At 65.4% G+C, this 23,915-nt stretch carries 16 protein-coding genes and 1 pseudogene; 9 read left to right on the forward strand and 8 right to left on the reverse strand.

Annotation, left to right across the window (positions count from 1 at the left end; translation table 11 throughout):
* Nucleotides 1-57: 57 nt before the first annotated feature.
* Both narL and A9513_RS34565 read right to left on the reverse strand, forming a co-directional pair.
* Entirely contained in the window at nt 58-711 is a 654-nt protein-coding gene (gene narL / locus A9513_RS34560; protein WP_024765829.1) for a two-component system response regulator NarL, read from the reverse strand.
* Complete coding sequence (locus tag A9513_RS34565) at nt 708-2,570, reverse strand: histidine kinase (RefSeq protein ID WP_024765828.1); 1,863 nt, start codon at nt 2,568-2,570, stop codon at nt 708-710. Before A9513_RS34565 ends, narL begins: the two co-directional genes overlap by 4 nt.
* A 173-nt stretch (nt 2,571-2,743) precedes the next feature.
* Here A9513_RS34565 and A9513_RS34570 point away from each other — a divergent pair, with 173 nt between their 5' ends.
* The 9 genes and pseudogenes from A9513_RS34570 (at nt 2,744) to A9513_RS34610 (ending at nt 15,883) form a co-directional block, all read left to right on the forward strand.
* Nucleotides 2,744-4,045: a NarK/NasA family nitrate transporter gene (locus A9513_RS34570; protein WP_054909138.1), complete on the forward strand. Its 1,302-nt coding sequence runs from the start codon at nt 2,744-2,746 to the stop codon at nt 4,043-4,045.
* Nucleotides 4,046-4,057: 12 nt separating this feature from the next.
* Complete coding sequence (locus A9513_RS34575) at nt 4,058-5,464, forward strand: NarK family nitrate/nitrite MFS transporter (protein WP_065086687.1); 1,407 nt, start codon at nt 4,058-4,060, stop codon at nt 5,462-5,464.
* Nucleotides 5,465-5,562: 98 nt separating this feature from the next.
* A pseudogene (locus A9513_RS34580) lies at nt 5,563-9,338 on the forward strand (nitrate reductase subunit alpha).
* An 11-nt stretch (nt 9,339-9,349) separates the two neighbouring features.
* The gene (gene narH, locus A9513_RS34585) at nt 9,350-10,897 is read left to right on the forward strand and encodes a nitrate reductase subunit beta (RefSeq protein ID WP_065086688.1); all 1,548 of its coding nucleotides are present in this window, start codon (nt 9,350-9,352) and stop codon (nt 10,895-10,897) included.
* A 17-nt stretch (nt 10,898-10,914) separates the two neighbouring features.
* Nucleotides 10,915-11,655: a nitrate reductase molybdenum cofactor assembly chaperone gene (gene narJ / locus A9513_RS34590; RefSeq protein WP_065086700.1), complete on the forward strand. Its 741-nt coding sequence runs from the start codon at nt 10,915-10,917 to the stop codon at nt 11,653-11,655.
* 2 nt (nt 11,656-11,657) lie between these two features.
* Nucleotides 11,658-12,344, forward strand: coding sequence for a respiratory nitrate reductase subunit gamma (narI, locus tag A9513_RS34595; RefSeq protein ID WP_065086689.1), 687 nt, complete (start codon nt 11,658-11,660; stop codon nt 12,342-12,344).
* Between the two features lie 118 nt (nt 12,345-12,462).
* Nucleotides 12,463-13,281: a peptidylprolyl isomerase gene (locus A9513_RS34600; RefSeq protein WP_065086690.1), complete on the forward strand. Its 819-nt coding sequence runs from the start codon at nt 12,463-12,465 to the stop codon at nt 13,279-13,281.
* A 221-nt stretch (nt 13,282-13,502) separates the two neighbouring features.
* Nucleotides 13,503-14,489, forward strand: coding sequence for a GTP 3',8-cyclase MoaA (moaA, locus tag A9513_RS34605; protein ID WP_065086691.1), 987 nt, complete (start codon nt 13,503-13,505; stop codon nt 14,487-14,489).
* Nucleotides 14,490-15,088: 599 nt separating this feature from the next.
* Entirely contained in the window at nt 15,089-15,883 is a 795-nt protein-coding gene (locus A9513_RS34610; RefSeq protein WP_169888964.1) for an ABC transporter substrate-binding protein, read from the forward strand.
* 411 nt (nt 15,884-16,294) lie between these two features.
* On the opposite strand, the gene A9513_RS34615 is transcribed toward A9513_RS34610, so the two are convergent.
* The 6 genes from A9513_RS34615 to A9513_RS34640 all read right to left on the reverse strand — a co-directional run.
* Nucleotides 16,295-16,918, reverse strand: coding sequence for a transcriptional regulator (locus tag A9513_RS34615; RefSeq protein ID WP_065086693.1), 624 nt, complete (start codon nt 16,916-16,918; stop codon nt 16,295-16,297).
* A gap of 78 nt (nt 16,919-16,996) precedes the next feature.
* Nucleotides 16,997-18,127 (reverse strand): FAD-binding oxidoreductase, encoded by a 1,131-nt coding sequence (locus A9513_RS34620; protein WP_065086694.1) that lies wholly within the window; start codon nt 18,125-18,127, stop codon nt 16,997-16,999.
* A 13-nt stretch (nt 18,128-18,140) separates the two neighbouring features.
* Nucleotides 18,141-19,088, reverse strand: a complete 948-nt coding sequence (locus A9513_RS34625; protein WP_065086695.1) for an ornithine cyclodeaminase family protein — start codon at nt 19,086-19,088, stop codon at nt 18,141-18,143.
* A 129-nt stretch (nt 19,089-19,217) separates the two neighbouring features.
* The gene (locus A9513_RS34630) at nt 19,218-21,176 is read right to left on the reverse strand and encodes a methyl-accepting chemotaxis protein (protein WP_038803579.1); all 1,959 of its coding nucleotides are present in this window, start codon (nt 21,174-21,176) and stop codon (nt 19,218-19,220) included.
* A gap of 332 nt (nt 21,177-21,508) precedes the next feature.
* Nucleotides 21,509-23,068 (reverse strand): ATP-dependent RNA helicase RhlB, encoded by a 1,560-nt coding sequence (rhlB, locus tag A9513_RS34635; protein WP_037007867.1) that lies wholly within the window; start codon nt 23,066-23,068, stop codon nt 21,509-21,511.
* Between the two features lie 96 nt (nt 23,069-23,164).
* On the reverse strand, nt 23,165-23,915 hold a 751-nt coding region (locus A9513_RS34640), incomplete at its 5' end, for a dipeptidase (RefSeq protein WP_176707305.1).

The raw sequence follows: 23,915 nt of genomic DNA on the forward strand, positions 1-23,915 counted from the left end.
AGACTCCGCTGCGGGGCTGGTCGCTCCTACAGGTACGGTCACGATCGGGGCGGGCGATCAGACCAGATGGTTCTCCACCGCCCACACCGCCGCTTCCACCCGTGAGCGCATGCCCAGCTTGTGCAGCACGCGCTTGACGTGGACCTTCACGGTGCCTTCGGTGATGTCGAGTTTGCGCGCGATCATCTTGTTGCTGTAGCCGTGGGCGAGTTGGCGCAGGATCTGCCGCTCGCGATCGGTCAGCTCCTCGATGCCCTTGGGCCGGTCATCGCCGCGCAGGGCCTGGGCCAGTACCTGGGTCAACTGCGGGCTGATGGTGAGCTGGCCGGTGGCAGCCTGGCGGATGTGTTCGAGCAGGCGCTCGGGTTCCATGTCCTTGAGCAGGTAGCCGTCGGCGCCGGCGCGCAGCACGTTGATCACGTCGTTGCGGTCATCGGAGACGGTGAACACCACGATGCGCGCGTCCTCGCCGTTCTCGCGCAGGGCGCGCAGGGTATCCAGGCCGGTCATGCCCTTCATGTTGAGGTCGAGCAGGATCATGTCCGGTTCCAGCTCCGCCGCCATGCGCAACGCTTCCTCGCCGCTGCCGGCTTCGCCCACCACTTGCAGGTCGTCCTCGAACTCCAGCAACTGGATCACGCCCTTGCGCATCATCGGGTGGTCGTCGACAAGCAGGATGCGCGCGCGGTCATCGGTGGGGGTGGCCGTCATGGGTGGGTCTCCGGGTACTGCGACAGGGGTTTGTGGGTGAAGCGCACGCTGACGCGGGTGCCCTGCGGCTCGCGCGGGGCGATGCTGAAGCTGGCTTCCAGGGTCTGGCTGCGCTCACGCATGATGCTAAGCCCGTAGTGCCCGTTGCGGCTCTGCGCTGGGTCAAAGCCGACGCCGTCATCGTCCACGGTGATGCATACCTGCTCATCCGCATCTTCGCCCAGGGTCACCTTCGCGTGGCTGGCGCCGGCGTGGCGAACCACGTTTGACAGCGCCTCGCGGACGATCTGCAGGATGTGGATTTCCTCGTTGGGGTTGAGCGGGATGTGCGCCAGGCGGTTGTCCAGTTCGATGCCCAGGTTGCCGCGCTCGGCGAACTCTTCCACGGTCTTCACCAGCGCCGCTTCCAGGCTCGACTGCTCCAGGCTCAGGCGGAAGGTGGTGAGCAGTTCGCGCAGCTGGCGGTAGGCGCTGTTGAGGCCTTCGCGTAGTTCGTCGAGGGTTTCCTCGATCTTCTGTGGCGGCACGTCGCGCTTGAGCAGCGTGGCCAGGCGGCTGACCTGGATCTTCAGGTAGGACAGCGACTGCGCCAGCGAGTCGTGCAGCTCGCGGGCGATGGTGCCGCGCTCGGCGAACAGCGCCAGGCGGTTCTCCTGTTCCTGCTGCAGGGTCAGGGCGAAGGTGCGCGCGATGTTGTCGCAGAAGCCTTCGACGAACTGCCGCTGCCAGTCTTCCAACTGGCCGTTGGCGGTTTCGATGAACAACTCGCCGAAGCGATGTTCGCCGATGGATAGCGGCTGCATCAGCAGCGGATTGATGCCCTGGCTTGGCTCGCCGCAATGGTCGGCCTGGGCGCGGCAGTCGCCGCAGTTGCCCTGCAGGCAGAAGCTGCCGGTGATGCCGTCGGTGGTCAGCGAGGAATAGGCGCGCTCGACGCCGTCCTTGTTCAGGCACAGGGTCACCTTGCCGGCCTGCAGCACGCGCTCCAGCTGGTTCAGCAGCGGTTGCAGGGAGCGCTCGTCATACGGGTCCTGGCCCAGGCGGCGGGCACTGTCGTAGAGCAGCTCCAGGCGCTGGTGGCTGTTGGTGAGGGCGCGGGTCTTCTCTTCCACCCGCGCTTCCAGCTCGCGGTAGCTGGCCTGGAGTTCCTCGGCCATCTGGTTGAAGCGCTCGCCCAACTGGCTCAGCTCGTCCTCGCCGCTGCTGCTGACCCGTGCATCGAGGTCGCCTTCGCCCAGGCGGCGGGCGGTCGTGGTGAGTTCGCGCAGTGGGCCGACCACGTGGTAGCTCAGGTCATAGAGGCTGATGAACACCACCAGCAGGCTGAGGAACAGGCACAGCCCCTGCACCGTGCTGAGCATCTGCGAGCGGTATTCGGCATTGCTCTGCAGGGTGCCGACGAAGCCGTCGATGTGGCTGACGAAGGTGTCGAGGGTCGCCAGCGCCGGCGCTTCGGAAAGGTCGAGGTTCTGCAGCTCCTTGCGCAGTTGCGCGTGCTGCTGGCGGATCGGCGCGTCGGCATCCGAGCGGCGCAGCAGGCGGGTGATCTCGTCGTTGTCCAGGCGTGCGGCGAGGGTTGCCTGCAGGGCCTGGCGATTGATCGGCGAGGGGTCCAGCGCCAGGCGGTAGGTGAGCATGCGCAGCGAGCCGGCCTGGTTGATCACCGCCGCATCCTGGTGCGAATAGTCGGCGAACAGCAGTGCGCTGAACATACCGGCCAGGGCCAGGGATACCAGCAGGGTGAGGTAGCAGCCGAAGCGCACGACGATGGATTTGCGCAGGGAAGGGCGTCCGGCGGGGGGACTACCCACAAAGAATCGGTCGCTGGCGGAGGGCTCGGGGCGGGATGCCGTGTTCATATTAAATGCCTTTAAAAACAACAGCTTATATGTTCTTTTCAGAGATACCCACTAAGGAGTAGCGGCGCGCATCTGCTCACGAATCGCCCTTTCGCTCATTGATGACGATCAAAAGAAGGACGCGAGTCCTTACCTAACGTGCGGGCAAAGGCTGTCAGGAAGTGAGCTTAGCCATGTTGTCCCACCGTCAGAAACAGTACTCCGTGCTCGGCATGAGCACACTGGCGTTCGCCGTGAACTTCGCGGTCTGGACGATGTTTTCGATCATCGGTATCCGCATCAAGGAAGAGCTGGGGCTGTCCGAAGCCCAGTTCGGCCTGATGGTCGCGTTGCCGATCCTTACCGGTTCGCTGGTGCGCTTGCCCCTGGGCTTGATCACCGACCGCTTCGGCGGGCGCCGCGTGTTCTTCATCCACATGCTGCTGGTGGCCATCCCGATCTACGGGCTGGCCTTCGCCACCCTCTACTGGCACTACCTGGTGCTGGGCCTGTTCGTCGGCCTGGCCGGCGGCTCCTTCGCCGTGGGCATCGCCTACACCTCCTCGTGGTTCGAGAAGGAACGCCAGGGCACCGCCATGGGCATCTTCGGTGCCGGCAACGCGGGCGCGGCGATCACCAACCTGGTGGCGCCGATGATCGTCGTCGCCTTCGGCTGGCGCATGGTTCCGCAGATCTACTCGGTGGCCATGCTGGTCACCGCGCTGCTGTTCTGGTTCTGCACCTGGACCGACCCGGCCCACACCAAGGGCGGCGACGCCGACCCGAGCCGCCCGCGGCCGACCCTGGCCAAGCAGCTGGCGCCGCTGGGTGAGCTGCGCGTCTGGCGCTTCGGCCTGTACTACTTCTTCGTCTTCGGCGGCTTCGTCGCCCTGGCCCTGTGGCTGCCCAAGTACTACATCGCCGAGTACGGCCTGGACCTGCGCACCGCCTCCTTCATCACCATGCTGTTCACCCTGCCGTCGGGCCTGATCCGCGCCCTGGGCGGCTGGTTCAGCGACCACTACGGCGCCCGTGCGGTGAACTGGGGCGTGTTCTGGATCTGCCTGGTCTGCCTGTTCTTCCTCTCCTACCCGCCAACCACCATGACCATCCACGGCATCAAGGGTGACGTCAGCCTCGGCATCGGCCTGAACGTCTGGCTGTTCACCTTCCTGGTGTTCGTCGTCGGCATCGCCCAGGGCTTCGGCAAGGCCAGCGTGTACCGGATCATCCACGACTACTACCCGCAAAACATGGGCACCGTCGGCGGCATGGTCGGGGTCATCGGCGGCCTCGGCGGCTTCTGTCTGCCGATCCTGTTCGGCTTCGCCGCCGACCGCATCGGCGTGCGCTCCTCCTGCTTCATGTTGCTGTTCGGCCTGACCGTGGTGTGCATGGTCTGGATGCACTACGCGATCAAGCAGCAACAGCGCCTCGACGGCCAGCCCAGCGCGGCCGATGTCGACGCCTCTCCCATTCCTTCCAGCCACTCCTGAGGTAATGCCGTCATGGGCATGATCGCCAACCCCCAACTCAAAGCCGCCAGAGGCCCGCTGCTGGTCGACTGGCGCCCGGAGGACCCGGAGTTCTGGGCCCGTACCGGCAAGCGCATCGCCGCGCGCAACCTGTGGATCTCGATTCCCGCACTGCTGCTCGCCTTCGCCGTGTGGATGATCTGGAGCACCGTCACCGTGCGCCTGAACGCCGCCGGCTTCAGCTTCAGCAACGACCAGCTGTTCCTGCTCGCCGCGCTGCCGTCGATCTCCGGCGCCACGCTGCGCATCTTCTACTCCTTCATGGTGCCGATCTTCGGCGGCCGCCGCTGGACCGCGCTGTCCACCGCCTCGCTGCTGATCCCCTGCCTCTGGCTGGGCTTCGCCGTGCAGGACCCGACCACGCCGTACTGGGTGTTCGCGACCATCGCGCTGCTGTGCGGCTTCGGCGGCGGCAACTTCGCCTCCAGCATGTCCAACATCAGCTTCTTCTATCCGAAGAACCAGCAGGGCACCGCCCTGGGCCTGAACGCCGGCCTGGGCAATCTCGGTGTGTCGGTGATGCAGTTCGCCGTGCCGCTGGCCGTGGCCGGCGGGCTGTTCGGCGCCTTCGGTGGTGAGCCGGAGACACTTTCCGACGGCACCCGTCTGTGGCTGCAGAACGCTGGCTGGATCTGGGTGCCGTTCATTGCCGTGGTCTCCGTGGCTGCCTGGTTCGGCATGAACGACATCGCCGATGCCAAGGCCTCGTTCCGCGACCAGTCGGTGATCTTCAAGCGCAAGCACAACTGGCTGATGTGCTGGCTGTACGTGGCCACCTTCGGCTCGTTCATCGGTTTCTCCGCCGGCTTCGCCATGCTCAGCAAGACCCAGTTCCCGGACATCAACCCGCTGCAGTACGCCTTCCTCGGCCCGCTGGTAGGCGCCCTGAGCCGGCCGCTGGGCGGCTGGCTGGCAGACAAGTTCGGCGGCGCACGCATCACCCTGTGGAACTACGCGGCAATGATCGCCGGCGTATTCGCGGTGATCAGCTTCCTGCCCGGCGCCAACGGTGCAGGCAGCTTCTTTGGCTTCCTCGGCTCCTTCATCGCGCTGTTCTTCTTCGCCGGCATCGGCAACGGCAGCACCTTCCGCATGATCCCGGTGATCTTCCGCAACGAGTGGGCCGCGCGCCTGAAGCAGGGCGGTTACACCGAAGCCCAGGCGGCCAAGGGCGCGAGCATGGAATCGGCCGCGGTGATCGGTTTCTCCGCCGCCATCGGCGCCTTCGGCGGCTTCTTCATTCCCAAGGCGTTCGGCACTTCGCTGGCCATGACCGGCAGCGCCGAGGGCGCCCTCTACGTCTTCGTCGCCTACTACCTGACCTGCATCGTCGCCACCTGGTGGTGGTACGCGCGCAAGGGAGCCGAGAGCCCCTGCTGATTTCCCAGCGCGGTCAGGCCCGCTGGCCGCGCCACGAACCGTTTCGCGAGCTTGATTAGCGTTTGAACGCCCGGCGCAGACCGGGTGAGGAGATACCGATGAGTTACCTGCTCGACCGCCTGCAGTTCTTCAAGAAGAAGCAGGGTGAATTCGCCGATGGTCATGGCGAGGTCACCAACGAAAGCCGTGCCTGGGAAAACAGCTACCGGCAGCGCTGGCAGCACGACAAGATCGTTCGCTCTACCCACGGGGTGAACTGCACTGGCTCGTGCTCCTGGAAGATCTACGTGAAGAACGGCCTGATCACCTGGGAAACCCAGCAGACCGACTACCCGCGCACCCGCCCGGACCTGCCCAATCACGAGCCGCGCGGCTGCCCCCGTGGCGCCAGCTACTCCTGGTACATGTACAGCGCCAACCGCCTGAAGTACCCCAAGGTGCGCAAGCCGCTGCTCAAGCTCTGGCGTGAAGCCCGCGCCGCCCACAACGACCCGGTGGACGCCTGGGCCAGCATCGTCGAGGACTCCGCCAAGGCGAAAAGCTACAAGAGCGCGGCCTGGGCGGCTTCATCCGCTCGAGCTGGAGCGAAGTCACCGAGATCATTGCCGCCGCCAACGTCTACACCGCCAAGACCTACGGCCCGGACCGCGTCATCGGCTTCTCGCCGATCCCGGCCATGTCGATGGTCAGCTACGCCGCCGGCGCCCGTTACCTGTCGCTGATCGGCGGCGTGTGCCTGAGCTTCTACGACTGGTACTGCGACCTTCCGCCCGCGTCCCCGCAGATCTGGGGCGAGCAGACCGACGTGCCGGAGTCGGCCGACTGGTACAACTCCAGCTACATCATCGCCTGGGGCTCCAACGTCCCGCAGACCCGTACCCCCGACGCGCACTTCTTCACCGAAGTTCGCTACAAGGGCACCAAGACCGTGGCCGTCACCCCGGACTACTCCGAAGTGGCCAAGCTCACCGACCTCTGGCTCAACCCCAAGCAGGGCACCGACGCCGCACTGGGCATGGCTTTTGGTCACGTCATCCTCAAGGAATTCCACCTCGAGAAACCCAGCGCCTACTTCGTCGACTACTGCCGCCAGTACACCGACATGCCGATGCTGGTGCTGCTCGAACCGCACACCGAAGGCGTGCTCAAGCCGACCCGCTACCTGCGCGCGGCGGACCTCGCCGGCAACCTCGGCCAGGACAACAACCCCGAGTGGAAGACCATCGGCCTCGACGAAATCAGTGGCGAGCTGGTCTCGCCCAACGGCGCCATCGGCTACCGCTGGGGCGAGTCGGGCAAGTGGAACATCGAGGAGAAAGAGGGCGGCACGCAACGTGAAACCCGCCTGGCGCTGAGCCTGATCGATGGCCCGGAAAACGCCTGCGACGTCGGCTTCCCGTACTTCGCCGGGCAGGAGCACCCGCACTTCAAGGGCGTGGACAACGACGAGGTGCTGGTGCGCCGCGTGCCGTTCCGCGAGTTCACTGGCGCCGATGGCCAGACCCTGCGCGTCGCCACCGTGTACGACCTGCAGATGGCCAACTACAGCGTCGACCGTGGCCTGGGTGGCCGCAACGTCGCCGCCTCCTACACCGATGCCGACGTGCCCTACACCCCGGCCTGGCAGGCGCGCATCACCGGCGTCCCGGCCGCCCGTGCCATCCAGGTGGCCCGCGAGTTCGCCGACAGCGCCGACAAGACCCACGGCAAGGCCATGGTCATTATCGGCGCCGCGATGAACCACTGGTACCACATGGACATGAACTACCGCGCGGTCATCAACATGCTGATGATGTGCGGCTGCATCGGCCAGAGCGGCGGTGGCTGGGCGCACTACGTCGGCCAGGAAAAACTCCGCCCGCAGACTGGCTGGGTCCCGCTGGCATTCGGCACCGACTGGAGCCGTCCGCCGCGGCAGATGAACGGCACCAGCTTCTTCTACCTGCACAGCTCGCAGTGGCGCCACGAGAAGATCTCGATGCACGAGGTGCTCTCGCCGCTGGCCGATACCAAACAGTTCCCCGAACACGCGCTGGACTACAACATCCGCGCCGAGCGTATGGGCTGGCTGCCGTCCGCCCCGCAGCTCAACCGCAACCCGTTGCACCTCTTCGCCGACGCCGAGCGCGCTGGCATCCCGGTGCAGGACTACGTGGTGCGCGAGCTCAAGGCCGGCAACCTGCGCGTGGCCAGCGAACAGCCGGACGACCCGCAGAACTTCCCGCGCAACCTGTTCATTTGGCGCTCCAACCTGCTCGGCTCCTCGGGCAAGGGCCACGAGTACATGCTCAAGTACCTGCTGGGCGCGAAGAACGGCGTGATGAACGACGACCTCGGCAAGGCCGGCGGCCCCTGCCCGGGCGAAGTCGACTGGGTCGATGAAGGCGCCGAAGGCAAGCTGGACCTGGTCACCACCCTCGACTTCCGCATGTCCTCTACCTGCATGTACTCGGACATCGTCCTGCCGACCGCGACCTGGTACGAGAAGGACGACCTCAACACCTCCGACATGCACCCCTTCATCCACCCGCTGTCGGCGGCCACCGATCCGGCGTGGGAAGCCAAAAGCGACTGGGAAATCTACAAGGCCATCGCCAAGAAGTTCTCTCAGGTTGCCGTCGGTCACCTGGGCGTGGAGAAGGACCTGGTTACCGTGCCGCTGCTGCACGACACCGCCAACGAACTCGCGCAGCCCTTCGGCGGCAGTGACTGGAAGAAGGGCGAGTGCGAACCGGTCCCCGGCCGCACCATGCCGACCCTGCACGTGGTCGAGCGTGATTACCCGAACACCTACAAGAAGTTCACCTCCCTCGGCCCGCTGCTGGACAAGCTCGGCAACGGCGGCAAGGGCATCGGCTGGAACACCGAGAAGGAAATCAAGCTGCTCGGCGAGCTGAACCACAAGGTCACCGAGACCGGTATCAGCCAAGGCCGTCCGCGCATCGAGAGCGCCATCGACGCCGCCGAGGTGATCCTTGCCCTGGCGCCGGAAACCAACGGCCAGGTGGCGGTGAAGGCCTGGGAAGCGCTGTCGAAGTTCACCGGCCGCGAGCACGCCCACCTGGCGCTGCCCAAGGAAGAAGAGAAGATCCGCTTCCGCGACGTCCAGGCGCAGCCGCGCAAGATCATCTCCAGCCCCACCTGGTCGGGCCTGGAAGATGAGCACGTGAGCTACAACGCCGGCTACACCAACGTCCACGAGATGATCCCGTGGCGCACCCTCACCGGTCGCCAGCAGTTCTACCAGGATCACCCCTGGATGCAGGCCTTCGGCGAGGGCTTCGTCAGCTACCGGCCGCCGGTCAACACCCGCAGCACCGACAAGCTGTTCAACAAGAAGCCCAACGGCAACACCGAGATCACCCTGAACTGGATCACCCCGCACCAGAAGTGGGGCATCCACTCCACCTACAGCGACAACCTGCTGATGCTCACCCTGTCGCGCGGTGGCCCGATCATCTGGATGAGCGAGAACGACGCGAAACGCGCCGGCATCGAGGACAACGACTGGGTCGAAGTCTTCAACGCCAACGGCGCCGCGACCTGCCGCGCGGTGGTCAGCCAGCGCGTGAAGGACGGCATGGTGATGATGTACCACGCCCAGGAACGCATCGTGAACCTGCCGGGCAGCGAGACCACCAAGACTCGCGGCGGCCACCACAACTCGGTGACCCGCGTGGTCCTCAAGCCTACCCACATGATCGGCGGCTACGCCCAGCAGGCGTGGGGCTTCAACTACTACGGCACGGTCGGCTGCAACCGCGATGAGTTCGTCGTGGTGCGCAAGATGAACAAGGTCGACTGGCTCGACGAGCCGGAGCAGGGCGGGCTGGGCGGTGACGCCCTGCCGCAACCGCTGCCCCGGGACATTTGAGGAGAGACGCCATGAAAATTCGTTCGCAAGTCGGCATGGTGCTGAACCTCGACAAGTGCATCGGTTGCCACACCTGCTCCATCACCTGCAAGAACGTCTGGACCAGCCGCGAAGGCGTCGAGTACGCCTGGTTCAACAACGTCGAGACCAAGCCTGGCATCGGTTACCCGAAGGAGTGGGAGAACCAGGAGAAGTGGAAGGGCGGCTGGAAGCGTAACGCCGACGGCTCCATCGTCCCGCGCATCGGCGGCAAGTTCCGCGTGTTGGCGAACATCTTCGCCAACCCGGACCTGCCGGAAATCGATGACTACTACGAGCCTTTCGACTTCGACTACCAGCACCTGCACACCGCGCCCAAGGCCCAGCACCAGCCGGTGGCCCGCCCACGCTCGTTGATCTCCGGGCAGCGCATGCAGAAAATCGAATGGGGCCCGAACTGGGAGGAAATCCTCGGTACCGAATTCGCCAAGCGCCGCAAGGACAAGAACTTCGACCAGATCCAGGCGGACATCTACGGCGAGTACGAAAACACCTTCATGATGTACCTGCCGCGCCTGTGCGAGCACTGCCTGAACCCGGCGTGCGTGGCCTCGTGCCCGAGCGGCGCGATCTACAAGCGCGAGGAAGACGGCATCGTCCTCATCGACCAGGACAAGTGCCGCGGCTGGCGCATGTGCATCAGCGGCTGCCCGTACAAGAAGATCTACTTCAACTGGAAGAGCGGCAAATCCGAGAAGTGCATCTTCTGCTACCCGCGCATCGAGGCCGGCCAGCCGACCGTCTGCTCGGAAACCTGCGTGGGCCGCATCCGTTACCTCGGCGTGCTGCTGTATGACGCCGACCGCATCCACGAAGTAGCCACCTGCGAGAACGAGCGCGACCTTTACCAGAAGCAGCTGGAAATCTTCCTCGATCCGTTCGACCCGAAAGTGATCGAACAGGCGCGCAAGGACGGCGTACCGGACAGCGTCATCGAGTCCGCGCAGAAGTCGCCGGTGTACAAGCTGGCGATGGACTGGAAGCTGGCCCTGCCGCTGCACCCGGAATACCGCACGCTGCCGATGGTGTGGTACGTGCCGCCGCTGTCGCCGATCCAGAACGCCGCTTCCGAAGGCCATATCGGCAGCGACGGGGTGATCCCGGACGTCGAGTCCCTGCGCATCCCCGTGCAGTACCTGGCCAACCTGCTGACCGCCGGCGATACCGCGCCGGTACTGTTGGCCCTCAAGCGCCTGCTGGCCATGCGCGCCTACAAGCGTGCCGAGCACGTCGAAGGCAAGCAGGACCTGGCGGTACTGGAGAAGGTCGGCTTGTCGGTCAACCAGGTGGAAGAGATGTACCGCTACCTGGCGATCGCCAACTACGAAGACCGTTTCGTCATCCCGACTGCGCACCGTGAGGAAGCGCTGTCGGATGCCTTCGCCGAGCGTTCGGGTTGCGGCTTCAGCTTCGGCAACGGTTGCTCCAGCAGCTCTGGCAGCAATTCTGGCGTGAACCTGTTCGGCGGCAAGGCCGTGGACCAGCGCAACGTCATCCAGACCGTGCAGATACAGGAGTGACGACCATGGCCATCTCAATGGAAAGTCACAGCCAACTGCTCAAGCTCAGCGCGCTGATGCTCGATTACCCGCGCATCGAACTGCGCGAGGAAAGCCTGGCGCTGCATGCCCTGATCCGCACCTGCAACCTGCCCGAACAGCAGCGCGACGGCCTCGCCGCGCTGCTCAACGAGCTCTGCCAGGGCGACATCCTCGACGTGCAGGCCCGCTACGACGGCCTGTTCGAGCGCGGTCGCTCGGTCTCGCTGCTGCTCTTCGAACACGTGCACGGCGAAAGCCGTGACCGCGGCCAGGCGATGGTCGACCTGATGGACCGCTACACCCAGGCGGGCCTGGCCATCGACGTCAACGAGCTGCCGGATTACCTGCCGCTGTACCTGGAGTTTCTCGTCCTGCAGGACGCCGAGTCGGCCCGTGCCGGCCTGGCCGAGGTCGCGCACATCCTCGCGCTGATCGCCCTGCGCCTGGAAGAGCGCGGCAGCAGCTATGCGGCGGTCTTCCGCAGCCTGCTGGAACTGTCCGGCGAGCAGCCCGACCTCGGCGCGCTCAAGCGCGACCGCGAGCAGGAAGTGCGCGACGACAGCCTGGAGGCCATCGACAAGGCCTGGGAGGAAACCCCGGTGAGCTTCACCGAGCCCGCCGTTGGTTGCCCGTCCACCAGCGCTCGCCGCGTCTCCACGTCCGCCGAACAACCCATGCAGTGGGTCGCCCAGCCGGTGCCGCAGATGCAGTACCGGGCGGCCAGAGAAGGAGTCTGAACATGTCCCTCGATCTTCTAGCGTTCGGGATCTACCCCTACGTCGCGCTCGCCATCTGCCTGATCGGCAGCTGGGCGCGCTTCGACCTCGCGCAATACACCTGGAAAGCCGGCTCCAGCCAGATGCTGAGCAAGAAGGGCATGCGGGTCTACAGCAACCTGTTCCACGTCGGCGTGCTGTTCGTCCTCGCCGGCCACTTCGTCGGCCTGCTGACCCCGCACTCGGTCTACGAGCACCTGATCAGCACCGAGCAGAAGCAACTGCTGGCGATGGTCTCCGGCGGCTTCTTCGGCATCCTCTGCTTTATCGGCCTGACCGGCCTGATCCTGCGCCGCCTGACTAACGAGCGCGTACGCGCCACGGGGAATGCGTCGGACCTGATGATCCTGCTGGTGCTCTATGTCCAGCTGATCCTCGGCCTGTCGACCATCGTCGCCTCCACCCATCACCTGGATGGTTCGGTGATGGTCATGCTCGCCAACTGGGCGCAGTCCATCGTCACCTTCCAGCCGCTGGCCGCGGCCGAAGCCATCGCTCCGGTCTCGCTGGTCTACAAGCTGCACGTGACCCTGGGCCTGACCCTGTTCGTGCTGTTCCCCTTCACCCGCCTGGTGCACATCGTCAGCGCCCCGGTGTGGTACTTCGGCCGCCGCTACCAGGTGGTCCGTACCAAGCGTCGCGCCGTGTGATGAAGCGGCGGATAACGCTGGCGCGTTATTCGCCCTACCTGATGCTCTTCCCCCTCTCCCTTCATGGGGGGGACGCCCAGTCAGAGGGTCGGGGAGAGGGTTACTGGAGGTAATCGAAATGAGTTGCTCCCACTACGAAGCCAAGGTCGAACACGTCGACCTGCCGAAGATCGAAGTCAACGGCGTCGCCATCGCCGAAGACGAACTGGCCCGCGAGCTGCAATACCATCCTGCCGCCAGCCACGCCGAGGCGCTGTACTCCGCCTGCCGTGCCCTGGTGGTGCGCCAACTGCTGGTGCAACGCGCCGCAGAGCTTGGTGTGATGGGGCAGGTCGAGGAGGGCGAGGCCGCCGAAGAGGCGAATATCCGCGCCCTGATCGACCGTGAAGTCGGCGTACCCGAGGCCGACGAAGCCAGCTGCCGGCAATGGTACGAAGCCAACCCGACTCGCCTGACCTCGCCCTGGCGCATGCGTCTGCGCCATGTGCTGCTGGGCTGCGCGCCGGATGACCTGGAAGGCCGCGCCAAGTCCCGCGAACAGGCCGAGGAACTGCTCGCCGAACTGCGCGAGCACCCCGAACGCTTCGCCGAAAAGGCTATGCGCTTCTCCGACTGCCCGTCGAAAGACGAGGGCGGTGAACTGGGCTGGATCGAACCGGGACAGGCCGTTCCCGAGTTCGAGAAGCGCCTGCTGCAACAGCAACCCGGCCTGCTTGGTCATCCGCTGGAAAGCCGCTACGGCCTGCACGTGGTCGAGTTGCTAGAGCGTGAAGGCGGAGAGCCGCTGGACTTCCAGCAGGCGCGCCCGCGTATCGCCGGCTACCTTCGCGCCCAGGTGCTGCAGCGCGCCGTCAGCCAGTACATCAGCGTGCTGGCCGGCGAGGCGCGGATTGATGGTTTCGTCTTCGACGGGGCGGAGTCGCCGCTGGTGCAATGATCTGTTACGCAGCCCCCTCACCCCAACCCTGGCTACGCGCCCCGCTCCGGAGGGAGAGGGGGCTGTCCTCTGCCCTATGAGAGGTCGTATCGGTGTGCGCATCGGCACTTCCTTTGTTGCAACGTCAGGCGAGAGTCGTACTCGCCGCTGCTTCGATCTGCCCCCTCTCCCTCCGGGAGAGGGCTGGGGTGAGGGGTAGTGGTGTCCAAGGAGCTAAAACCATGTCCGAATGGATCGACGGCCAAGGCCGCAAGATCGACTACCTGCGCCTGTCCGTGACCGACCGCTGCGACTTCCGCTGCGTCTACTGCATGTCGAAAAACATGCGCTTCCTGCCGCGCCAGCAGGTATTGACCCTGGAAGAGATCGAACGGGTAGCTCGGCTCTTCGTCGAGCGCGGCGTGAAGAAGCTGCGCCTTACCGGCGGCGAACCGCTGGTGCGCCCCGGCATCGTCCACCTCTGCGAACGCCTTGCTGCGCTGCCCGGCCTGCGCGAACTGTGCTTGACCAGCAACGGCTCGCAGCTCATCCGCTTGGCCGGCGATCTGAAGGCGGCCGGCCTTTCCCGCCTCAACATCAGCCTCGATACCCTCGATCCGCAGCGCTTCGCCGCCATCACCCGCACGGGTCGTCTGGAGCGGGTATTGCGCGGTATCGACGCCGCCCAACAGGTCGGCTTCGAGCGCATCAAGCTCAACTGCGTAGTGATGAAAGGCCGCAACGCCGACGAGGTACCGGCGCTGGTGGACTACGCCATCGCCCATGGGCTGGACGTCAGCTTCATCGAGGAGATGCCCCTGGGACAGGTGGGTCGCGAACGCGAGGAAAGCTTCTGCTCCAGCGATGAAGTCCGCGCGCTGATCGCCGAACACCACGAACTGCTGGACAGCACCGAACACAGCGGTGGCCCCGCGCGTTATGTGCGCCTGGCCCAGCATCCGGGCACGCGTATCGGCTTCATCTCGCCGCATTCGCATAACTTCTGCTCGACCTGCAATCGCCTGCGACTGACCGCCGAAGGTCGCCTGCTCCTGTGCCTTGGCCACGAAAACTCCCTGGACCTGCGCGGCCTGCTGCGCCGCCATCCGCTGCATGACGAGCCCGTTCTCGAGGCCCTGCGCGGCGCCCTGCAGCGCAAGCCGGCCCGCCACGAATTCACCGTTGGCGACGTGCAGGTGCTGCGCTTCATGAACCTCAGCGGCGGCTGAAACAGACCTCCCTTGGCGGGCCTTGCGCCCGCCCTTTGCCTTGCTTGCATCCATCGCCAGCTAACGCTGAACTCTGCCTCCACGCCGATCAGCCCCCTCTCCCCTTGGGAGAGGGTTGGGGTGAGGGCGGCCCTTGCTCCAGGTTTTCAAGCGCAGCGCTTTACTCCAAACAAAAGAAAAGCCCCTGCGACATGAGCGTATCGCGGGGGCTCTGGGCATCTGCCAAAGGTATAACCGTGGAAGCTACGGTAAATCATGCGAAAGAATCGTTTCGAATCCTCCTCGGATCGCCTTGGAACGCTTCCCAGACTAAGGCTGTAGCCCAGCGCGCGACATTCCTCCGAAGGAGTAGGGCTGCGGTCGCAAAAGGGAGTGTGCCGTGCGGTCGCAGGGCGATTGACGTTGTGTACTTTTTAGTCCAGATTGGATTTTAAGTTTACGCGCCAGTGCGCGTGGACGAACGATAACAAGCTGGTCGCCTGGGTCAGGGCAAGGCAATGCCGCTGCAACGCGCCACGTTGCGCCCCTGGACGAATCACAAGACACCGATACTTCTCTGCCAAGACGCAGCGGCCGGCCGCCCGGCCCTGTCACCGAACATGCCACGGAGTTCATCGATGAATCGCAAAGCCCTGCTGGGCGGCCTGATGCTGGCCGTTTTCGCCACCTTCTCCCACGCCGACGACAAGCCGCTGCGCATCGGCATCGAGGCGGCGTACCCGCCCTTCGCCTACAAGACCCCTGAAGGCGGCATCGCCGGCTTCGACTACGACATCGGCAATGCGCTGTGCGAAGAGATGAAGCGCAAATGCCAGTGGGTCGAGCAGGAATACGACGGCCTGATCCCCTCGCTGAAGGTGCGCAAGATCGACGCCGCGCTGTCCTCCATCACCATCACCGAAGAGCGCAAGCACTCGGTGGACTTCACCCACAAGTACTACTTCACCCCGGGCCGCCTGGTGATGAAGGAAGGCTCGCCGCTGGACGAGCAGTTCAGCCAGCTCAAGGGCAAGAACATCGGCGTGCAGCGCGGCTCCACCGCCGACCGCTTCGCCACCGAAGTGCTGGGCAAGGCCGGCGCCAACGTGGTGCGCTACACCAGCCAGGACGAGATCTACCTGGACCTGCTGGCGGGTCGCCTGGACGGCACCTTCGCCGACTCCATCCCGCTCGAAATCGGCTTCCTGGAAACCCCGCGCGGCAAGGGCTTCGCCTTCATCGGTCCGGAGTTCAAGGACCCGAAATACTTCGGCGAAGGCGCCGGCATCGCGGTGCGCAAGGGCAATACCGAACTGGTCGGCCAACTGAACGCCGCCATCGACGCACTGCGCGCCAGCGGCAAGTACAAGGAAATCGAAGGCAAGTACTTCAAGAGTGATATCTACGGGGACTGATTTGCCCGTTGAGTTGCAGCTAAGGCCGCCTTCGGGCGGCCTTTTTCGTTGCGCCGAAATGCTCTTCGTAGGATGGGGGGAGCGAAGCGATACCCATGCTGTCCCGTGCGCGGTCTTTTCGTTGGGATGGGTGTATTTGCGCCGCTTCGGTGTGCGCGGGAACTTCTTGTTTCGCCCCCTCGGGCGAGTCCCTTTTGTCAAACGCCACAAAAGGAACCAAAAAGTCTTGCCCCGGACATCCGGTTTTTCGCTTAGGCGAAAAATTCCCTCGTTGAACGGGGCAGTCCGGAGTGCGCGGATATTTCTCTGGAAGATTTTTAGAAGTCAAAGCCAAAGCTGGATCGGGACGGACTCTCGTTAGGAGCGAGCTTGCTCGCGAACCGGAGCGAAAAACGCGGGTAAGGAGTCGGCTCACACCTCCTCCTTCAACTCCTTCAGGTGCTTGTACACCGTCGCCCGCCCCATGTTCAGCACATTGGCCACGTAGTTCGCCGCGCTCTTGCCCTTGAACGCGCCCTCCGCGTGAAGAGCCAGGACCAGCTCGCGCTTGTGATCACGGCTGAGGGTGGAGAGGCTCAGCTGGCGCTGCCGTAACCAGGCATGGAGGAAGGTGTTGATGCGCTCCTGCCAGTCATCGCGGAATAGAGCGTCCGGCTGCGGGACAATCTTGTTCGAGGAGAGGAACAGGTCGAGCGCCGCCTTGGCGGTCTCGAACAGGGTGATGTTGAGGTTGATGCACAGCACTGCCAGCGGTTCGCCCCTGGCGTCGCGCAGCACGGTGCTGATGGAGCGGATCTTCTGGCCGTCCCAGTTGAGCTTCTCGTAGGGGCCGATGTTGCGTTCGTCGTGGCCGCCTTCGAGCATGTCTTCCAGCGCCGAATCGTCGCCAATCTCGCGCTTGGAGATGTTGTTCGCCAGGTACGCCACGCGCTGGTTGCGCAGGTCGTGGATGACCACTTCGGCGTGGGGGAAGAACAGCGCGGCGATGGCGTCGGCGATGGCCTTGTAGTTGTCCAGCGGATCAGCGGCGGTCATGGGCAAGGCTCTCGAAGGCGATGAAGCGGGCGCTGGCGAGTGTGCCGCAAGCGCCCGCGGGCTGTCACGGGCGACGGCTCACTTGGCCAGCAGGCGTGCCGGGGAGAGCATCTCGGCGCTCAGGCCGTGGCGGGCCAGGTGCTCCGGCAGGGCTTCATGGCGGATCAGCGCGGCGCTGGCTTCGCCCATGGCGGCCGAAGTCTGGATGCCATAGCCACCCTGGCCGGCGACCCAGTACAGGCCGGGCGTGGCCGGGTCGTAGCCGGACACCAGGTCGCCGTCGGCAAAGAACGAACGCAGCCCCGCCCAGGTGTGGCTTGGGCGGCGGATGCTGAGCGTGGTGTGTTCTTCGATCTGGTAGATGCCCATGGCGATGTCCAGCTCTTCGGGCTGCACGTCGTGGGGTTCCACCGGGTCGGCGTTGGCCGGTGAGCCCAGCAGCATGCCGGCGTCGGGCTTGAAGTAGAAGGATTCGTCCAGGCTGACCAGCACCGGCCAGGCGTGGCTGTCCACACCCTCCGGCGGGCTGAACAGGAAGGCGGCGCGGCGCTTGGGCGTCAGGCCCAGAGGGGCGGCGCCGGCCAACTCGGCGATCCTGTCGCACCAGCCGCCGGCGGCGTTGACCAGCACCGGCGCGCGGTAGGTCTGCTGCGCGCAGCGTACTTCCCAGGCGTTGCCAATACGGTTGATTTCCAGGGCTTCGCTGTCCAGTTGCACGCTGCCGCCGTTGCGCCGGATGCCGCGCAGGTAGCCCTGCAGCAGGCCATCGGTGTCGATGTCGGCGGCGCTGGGGTCGAGCATCGCGCCGTGGACTTTTTCCCGGCGCAGCACGGGGACGATGGCGCAGGCTTCATCGGCACTGAGCAGGCGCATCTGCGGCACGCTCGCCTTTGCACTCTCATATTGGCGCTGGAGTTCCTCCGGGTTGCCTTCGAAATCCACGGTCATCTCGCCGCGCGGGGTGAGGATCGGGTGTTCGACGAAGCCTTCCGGCGGATTGTCGAAGAAGGCACGGCTGGCGGCGGTCAGCGCACGTACCTGCGGCGTGCCGTAGGCGACGGTGTAGAGCGCTGCCGAGCGGCCGGTGGAGTGGTAGCCGGCGTGGGACTCGCGCTCCAGCACGGCGACCTTGCCGTGGCGGGAGAGGAAGTAGCCGGTGGAGGCGCCGGCAATGCCGCCGCCGATGATGAGGAAGTCGACTTCGATCATGTTCGTCTCCGGCTCAGGCGTTCTTCAGTTGCAGATGGTAGAGCGCATTGGCCAGGGCGACGTCTTCCAGACCCAGGCCGATGGAGCGGAAGAAGGCGTGGCGCTGGTAGTCCGGCTTGGCGGCGCGAGCGCTGACCAACTCCGGCAGGTCGCCGAGGATGTTGCCATCCCAGCCGTGCTCCTCGCGGGCCAGACGCATTTCGCCGGCGGAGGCCGGGGTGGTGGCGCGGTAGTCGCAGTACACGTCCATCTGCGACAGCGACTGCGGCGGGACTTCGTGAGCGCGAGCGACGTTGGTGCTGATGGAGGTGATCAGCGCCGGCTTGGACAGGATCGACGGATCGAGCACCGGGGTGCCGGACGAGGTGCACAGCAGCACCACATCGGCGTCGGCCACGGCGGCTTCGACGCTGGTGGCGGGTTCTGCGCGGGAATCGATGGCGCCGAACTGGGCCAGCACGCCGGCGTTCAGGTTCGGCGAGTAGACGCGGATGCTCTGCCAGTCCCGCAGGCCGGCGACGTAGCGCAGGTGTGCGCGGGCTACCGGGCCGCTGCCGACGATGGCCAGGCGCTTGGCGTCCGCGCGGGCCAGTTCCTGTACCGCCAGGGCAGTGGTGGCGGCGGTGCGCGCGGTGGTCAGGCTGCCGGCGTCGCACAGCAGCAGCGGCTGGCCGCTCTCCATGGACATCAGCAGGCTCCACGCGGTCACCAGCGACTTGGGCTGGCGCACGATGTACGGCGAGGTCTTCACGCCATAGACCTTCTGCGAGGCCAGCACGCCCAGGTAGTTGATGAAGTCGCCGCCGCCGTTGGGGAACTCCACCAACTGTTGCGCGGGTTGCACGGCGCTGCCGGCGGCCAGTTCGACGAACATGTCGCGCATGGCCTGGAGCACGTCGACCTGTTCCAGCAGGCGTTCGGCGTCGGCCTGGTTGAGGGTGAAAGGCGTGGCGGCGGACATGGCGGGACTCCAGAAGTGGATTTATTTTTCCATTCTGGACTCTATTGTCTTTATCGACAAGCGCGCCTGGTCGGATGGGCACCTTTTAGGAGCGAGCTTGCTCGCTCCTAAAAGGTGCGACGCTCGGGTTTACAGCTTGAACTGCGCCACCAGCTCTTCCTGGCTGCCTGCCACGCGGCGCAGGTGTTCGCCACAGTCGCGGGTATGCGCGGCGGTCTTGCGGTTTTCCACGGTCATGTCGCTCAGCCGGTGCATGTGCTGGTTCACTTCCTGGGTCGTCGCGGCCTGCTGTTCGGCGGCGGCGGCGATCTGGAAGGCCATGGCGTGCACGCCCTGCAGGGACTCGTCCAGTGCGCCGAGGGCTTCGATCACCGCCTGGGTGTCCTGCTCCAGAGTGTGCGCCTGTTCGCTGGCGCCGCTCATGCTCGACTGGGCCTGGACGGAGGAGTCGCCGAGGCTGCCGACGATGGCGACAATCTCGTCGGTGGCGCTGCGGGTGCGCTGGGCGAGGCTGCGCACCTCGTCGGCGACCACGGCGAAACCACGGCCCGCCTCGCCGGCGCGGGCGGCTTCGATGGCGGCGTTGAGGGCGAGCAGGTTGGTCTGCTCGGCGATGGAGCGGATCACATCGAGCACCGAGCCGATCTGCTGGCTTTCGCCAGCCAGGGTCTGCACGACGCCGTCGGCCTGGCGCAGGCCGACCAGCAACTGGTCCTGGCGGCCGATCATGTGCTGCAGGGTACCCTGCATGGCGACGAAGGCCTGGCGCGCGGCGGCGCTGCCGTCGGCACTGCGGCTGGCGCTGCCGGCGATTTCCTGCACGGTGGCGGCCATCTGGTCGACGGCGCTGACCACCATTTCCAGCGCTTCCTGCTGCTGGTCGAGGTGGTTGCTGGTGCGTCCGGCGGCGTCGAGGATGTCGCCGCTGGCATCGCCCACGGCCTCGCTGGCCTGGCGCAGGCGCTCGACCACCTGGCGCCAGGCCGTGGTCATTTCGCGCAGGGCCTGCATCAGGCCGCTGCTGGCGCTGGCATCGTCGCTCAGGCGCAACTCGCCGTTGGCCAGGCGCTGGGCCAGCGCCGCCATGCTCGCTGGTTCGCCGCCCAGCGGGCGCATCACGCTGCGGCTGACCAGCCAGGTGCCGGCTGCGACGCCGAGCAGGGTCAGGACGCCGAGCACGAGGATTTGCCACATCAGCTTGCGCACCGGGGCGAAGGCCTGGGCCTGGTCCATTTCCGCCACCAGTGCCCAGTGCACACCGTCGAGGTTCAGCGGGACGAAGGACTTCAGTGCCGGTTCGTTGCTCAGGCCAACCTCGGCGAGCCGGCCCTGTTCGCCGGCCAGGGCTTTGGCGATGGCCTCGCCGGGCAGGCTGGTGGGTGTCTCCTTGTCGCGGCGTACGTGGTGGTCGGCAAAGCGCACCGAGTCCGAGCGCAGGCTGCCGTCGCCGCCTACCAGATAGGTTTCCCCGGCTTCACCCAGGCCCTGGCGGTTCTGCATCACCTCGTTGATCGCCGCCAGCGGCAGCTCGAGCACCAGCAGCAGTTGCAGCTTGCCGTTGTCCTTGATCGGCGCGGCCAGCCATTGCACCGGCTGCTGGTCGTTGGGCGCCTGCTCCAGGTCGCTGATGCTGGCCTTGCCGCTGTCCAGCGCGGTGCGGATGAACGTGCCGAAAGCGGTGTCGCGCCATTGCGGATCACCGATGTTCTGCTGGTAGTCGACGCCGCGGCCGAGGCTGAACACCACCTTGCCGTCACCGGCCACCAGGCGCAGTTCGCGGTAACCGAAGGTCTTGATGAAGTTCTCGAACACCGGGCGGTCGTAGTTGGCTGTGGTGACCAGGGACTCGCTGTCCAGCCCGGCGTAGTTGCTGCCCAGGTTGGTGGCGAGGCTGCTGAGCTGGTCGTTGCGGGCCTTCCAGGCGTCCATCAGCTGTCGCTGCTTGATGCTGGCGACCGCCTCCAGGGCGTTGAGGCTTTGTTCTTCGAGGGCCCGGCTGGCCTGGAGATAGACCACGATGGCCATCACCAGGACGGGGATCAGGCCGACCGAGAGGAAACTCAGAGCAAGTTTGGCGCGCAAGGGCATGGGAGGATTCCGACGAGTTCTTGGAATTGTTCTCGCGTGCTTTGCAAGAAGCGTGCGAATTTTTTTACGTCTGTAAATAAAACTGAGCGGAAATGGCCGGGGCGGGGCTGATTTCGTGACAGGGATGGCGCGGTGCCATTGTTTGCGGGGAATCCCGCACGGTCGTCCCAGCGGGTCCGGCGGGAAAAACGCGAGGCTCTGGCGCGGGGACCGGCGTGTGTTTCAGCGGAGGAGAGGGGTGACGTCACCGGACGTAACGTCGATGGAAACAAAAAAGGCGAAGCCAGGTGGCTTCGCCTTGTTTTGGAGCAGAAAGCTGGTGCAGCGGCGGATCAGTGCTTGCGCGGAACCGGCTTGAGCAGCTCGGTGGGGGGCATCTCGCAGTTGATCTTGCGGCCCAGCAGTTCCTCGATCGGCGGCAGGGCGAAGGCATCGTCCTCGCCGGCGAAGCTGATGGACGTACCGGTGCTGCCGGCGCGGCCGGTACGGCCGATGCGGTGCACGTAGTCGTCCGGATCCTCGGGCAGGGTGAAGTTGATCACGTGGCTGATGCCGTCGACATGGATGCCGCGGCCGGCGACGTCGGTGGCGACCAGCACGCGGATCTTGCCCTCGCGGAAGCCTTCCAGGACCTTGATGCGCTTGTGCTGCGGCACGTCGCCGGACATCTGGGCGGCGCTGATGCCGTCCTTGGTCAGGCGTTCCTCGATGCGCCGCACTTCGTCCTTGCGGTTGGCGAAGACCATTACGCGGGTCCAGTCGTTCTGCGCGATCAGGTTGTACAGCAGCTTGTACTTGTCGCTGCCGGCAACGGCGTAGACGTGCTGCTCGACGGTATCGCTGGCGACGTTCTCCGGCTCGATCTCGACGATGGCCGGGTCGACGGTCCACTGCTTGGCCAGGTTCATCACGTCGTCGGTGAAGGTGGCGGAGAACAGCAGGGTCTGGCGTTCGCCCTTGTAAGGGGTCTGGCGGATGATCTGGCGGACCTGCGGGATGAAGCCCATGTCGAGCATGCGGTCGGCTTCGTCCAGTACCATCACCTCGACCATGTCCAGGTGCACCTCGCCGCGCTGGTTGAAGTCCAGCAGGCGGCCTGGGGTTGCCACGAGGATGTCGCAGAAGCGCGATTCCAGGGTCTTGAGCTGTTTGTCGAAGTCCATGCCGCCGACGAAACTCATGACGTTCAGGCCGGTGTACTTGGCTAGACCGACGGCATCCTTGGCGATCTGCACCACCAGTTCGCGGGTCGGCGCGATGATCAGCGCACGCGGCTCGCCCATGTAGCGCTCTTTGGGCGGCGGGGTCTGCAACAGCTGGGTGATGATCGAGATGAGGAACGCGGCGGTCTTGCCGGTGCCGGTCTGGGCACGGCCGATGGCGTCCTGGCCGCGCAGGGTGAAGCCCAGTACCTGCGCCTGGATCGGCGTGCAGTAGGGGAAGCCCAGGTCATGGATGGCATGCATCAGACGCGGGTCGAGGTTGAAGTCGTGGAAACGGGTCTTGCCTTCGGCCGGCTCGACGACGAAGTCTTCCAGCTTCCAGTTATCGACCACCGGCGGGCGCGGCTTGCGTTCGCGGCGCGGCTTGTCGGCCCTGGGCTCGCGGGGCTTGTCGGCGCCTTCGGTCTTTGCGGGCTCGGCCTTGGCTGCCTGGTCGCGTTTTTCGCCACGTTCACCTTTGTCGGAACGCTCGGCGCGGGGTTTGTCGCTCTTCGGGCCGCGGGCCGGTTTCTCCGCGGATTCGCCTTCCGGGCGCGGGTTGCGCGGTTTGCGCGGACGTCTTTCACCGCTCTGGGCGGGCTTTTCTGCGGCGGGAGCGGGGGCCGCTGGCGTGGCCACGGGTTGCTCGCCGTCGCCCTTGCTGAAGATTTTCTTGAGTGCTTTAAGCACGGCTGTCTCGTGTTGGTTAAGGAATGAACGGCCGCCAGTGTAATGCAAGATGCCCGCAGGGCGAAGTGCCACGGGCATCCTGCCTATTGACTTGGCCTACGGAAGGCTCTCCAGCAGCAGCCGGCGCACGTTGCCGCCCATGATCGCGGCGATGTCCTGGTTGCTGAAACCGGCCTTCGCCAGGCCCTGGGTCAGCTGTGCCAGGCCGGTGGTGTCGAAGGGCGCGTTCACCGCACCGTCGAAATCGGAGCCCAGCGCGATGTGCTCGACGCCCACTTTATCGGCCGCGTAGCGCATCGCCTTGACGATGGCGTCCACGGATGTCTCGCAGACCGCGCCGTCCCAGTAGCCGATGCCGATCACCCCGCCGGTGTTGGCGATGCCGCGCAGGTGCGCGTCGGTCAGGTTGCGCGGGCCGGGGCAGGTGCCCGCGACACCGGTGTGGGAGACGATCACCGGGCGCTTGGCGATGGCCAGCACGTCGTCGATCAGCGGACGCGAGGCGTGGGCCAGGTCGATCAGCATTTTCTTTTCTTCCAGGCGCGGGACGACCTGGCGGCCGAACTCGGTCAGCCCGCCTTTCTTCAGGCCATGGGCGGAGCCGCCGACCTCGTTATCGAAGAAGTGAGTCAGGCCCATGATGCGGAAACCCGCATCGTACATGCGGTCGATGTTCTCCAGCTTGCCTTCCAGCGGGTGCAGTCCTTCGGTGGCGAGCACGCCGGCGAGGCGCTTCGGGTCCTTCTGCCAGGCAGCGAGGTAGCGGGTCAGGTCGTCGCGGCTGCGGATCAGGGTGAGCTTGCCCTGGCTGTCGGCGGCGGCCTTGTCGAGGAGTTCAGMYCGGAAG

The sequence above is a fragment of the Pseudomonas sp. AU12215 genome (assembly GCF_001675465.2).
GTDB lineage: Bacteria > Pseudomonadota > Gammaproteobacteria > Pseudomonadales > Pseudomonadaceae > Pseudomonas > Pseudomonas nitroreducens.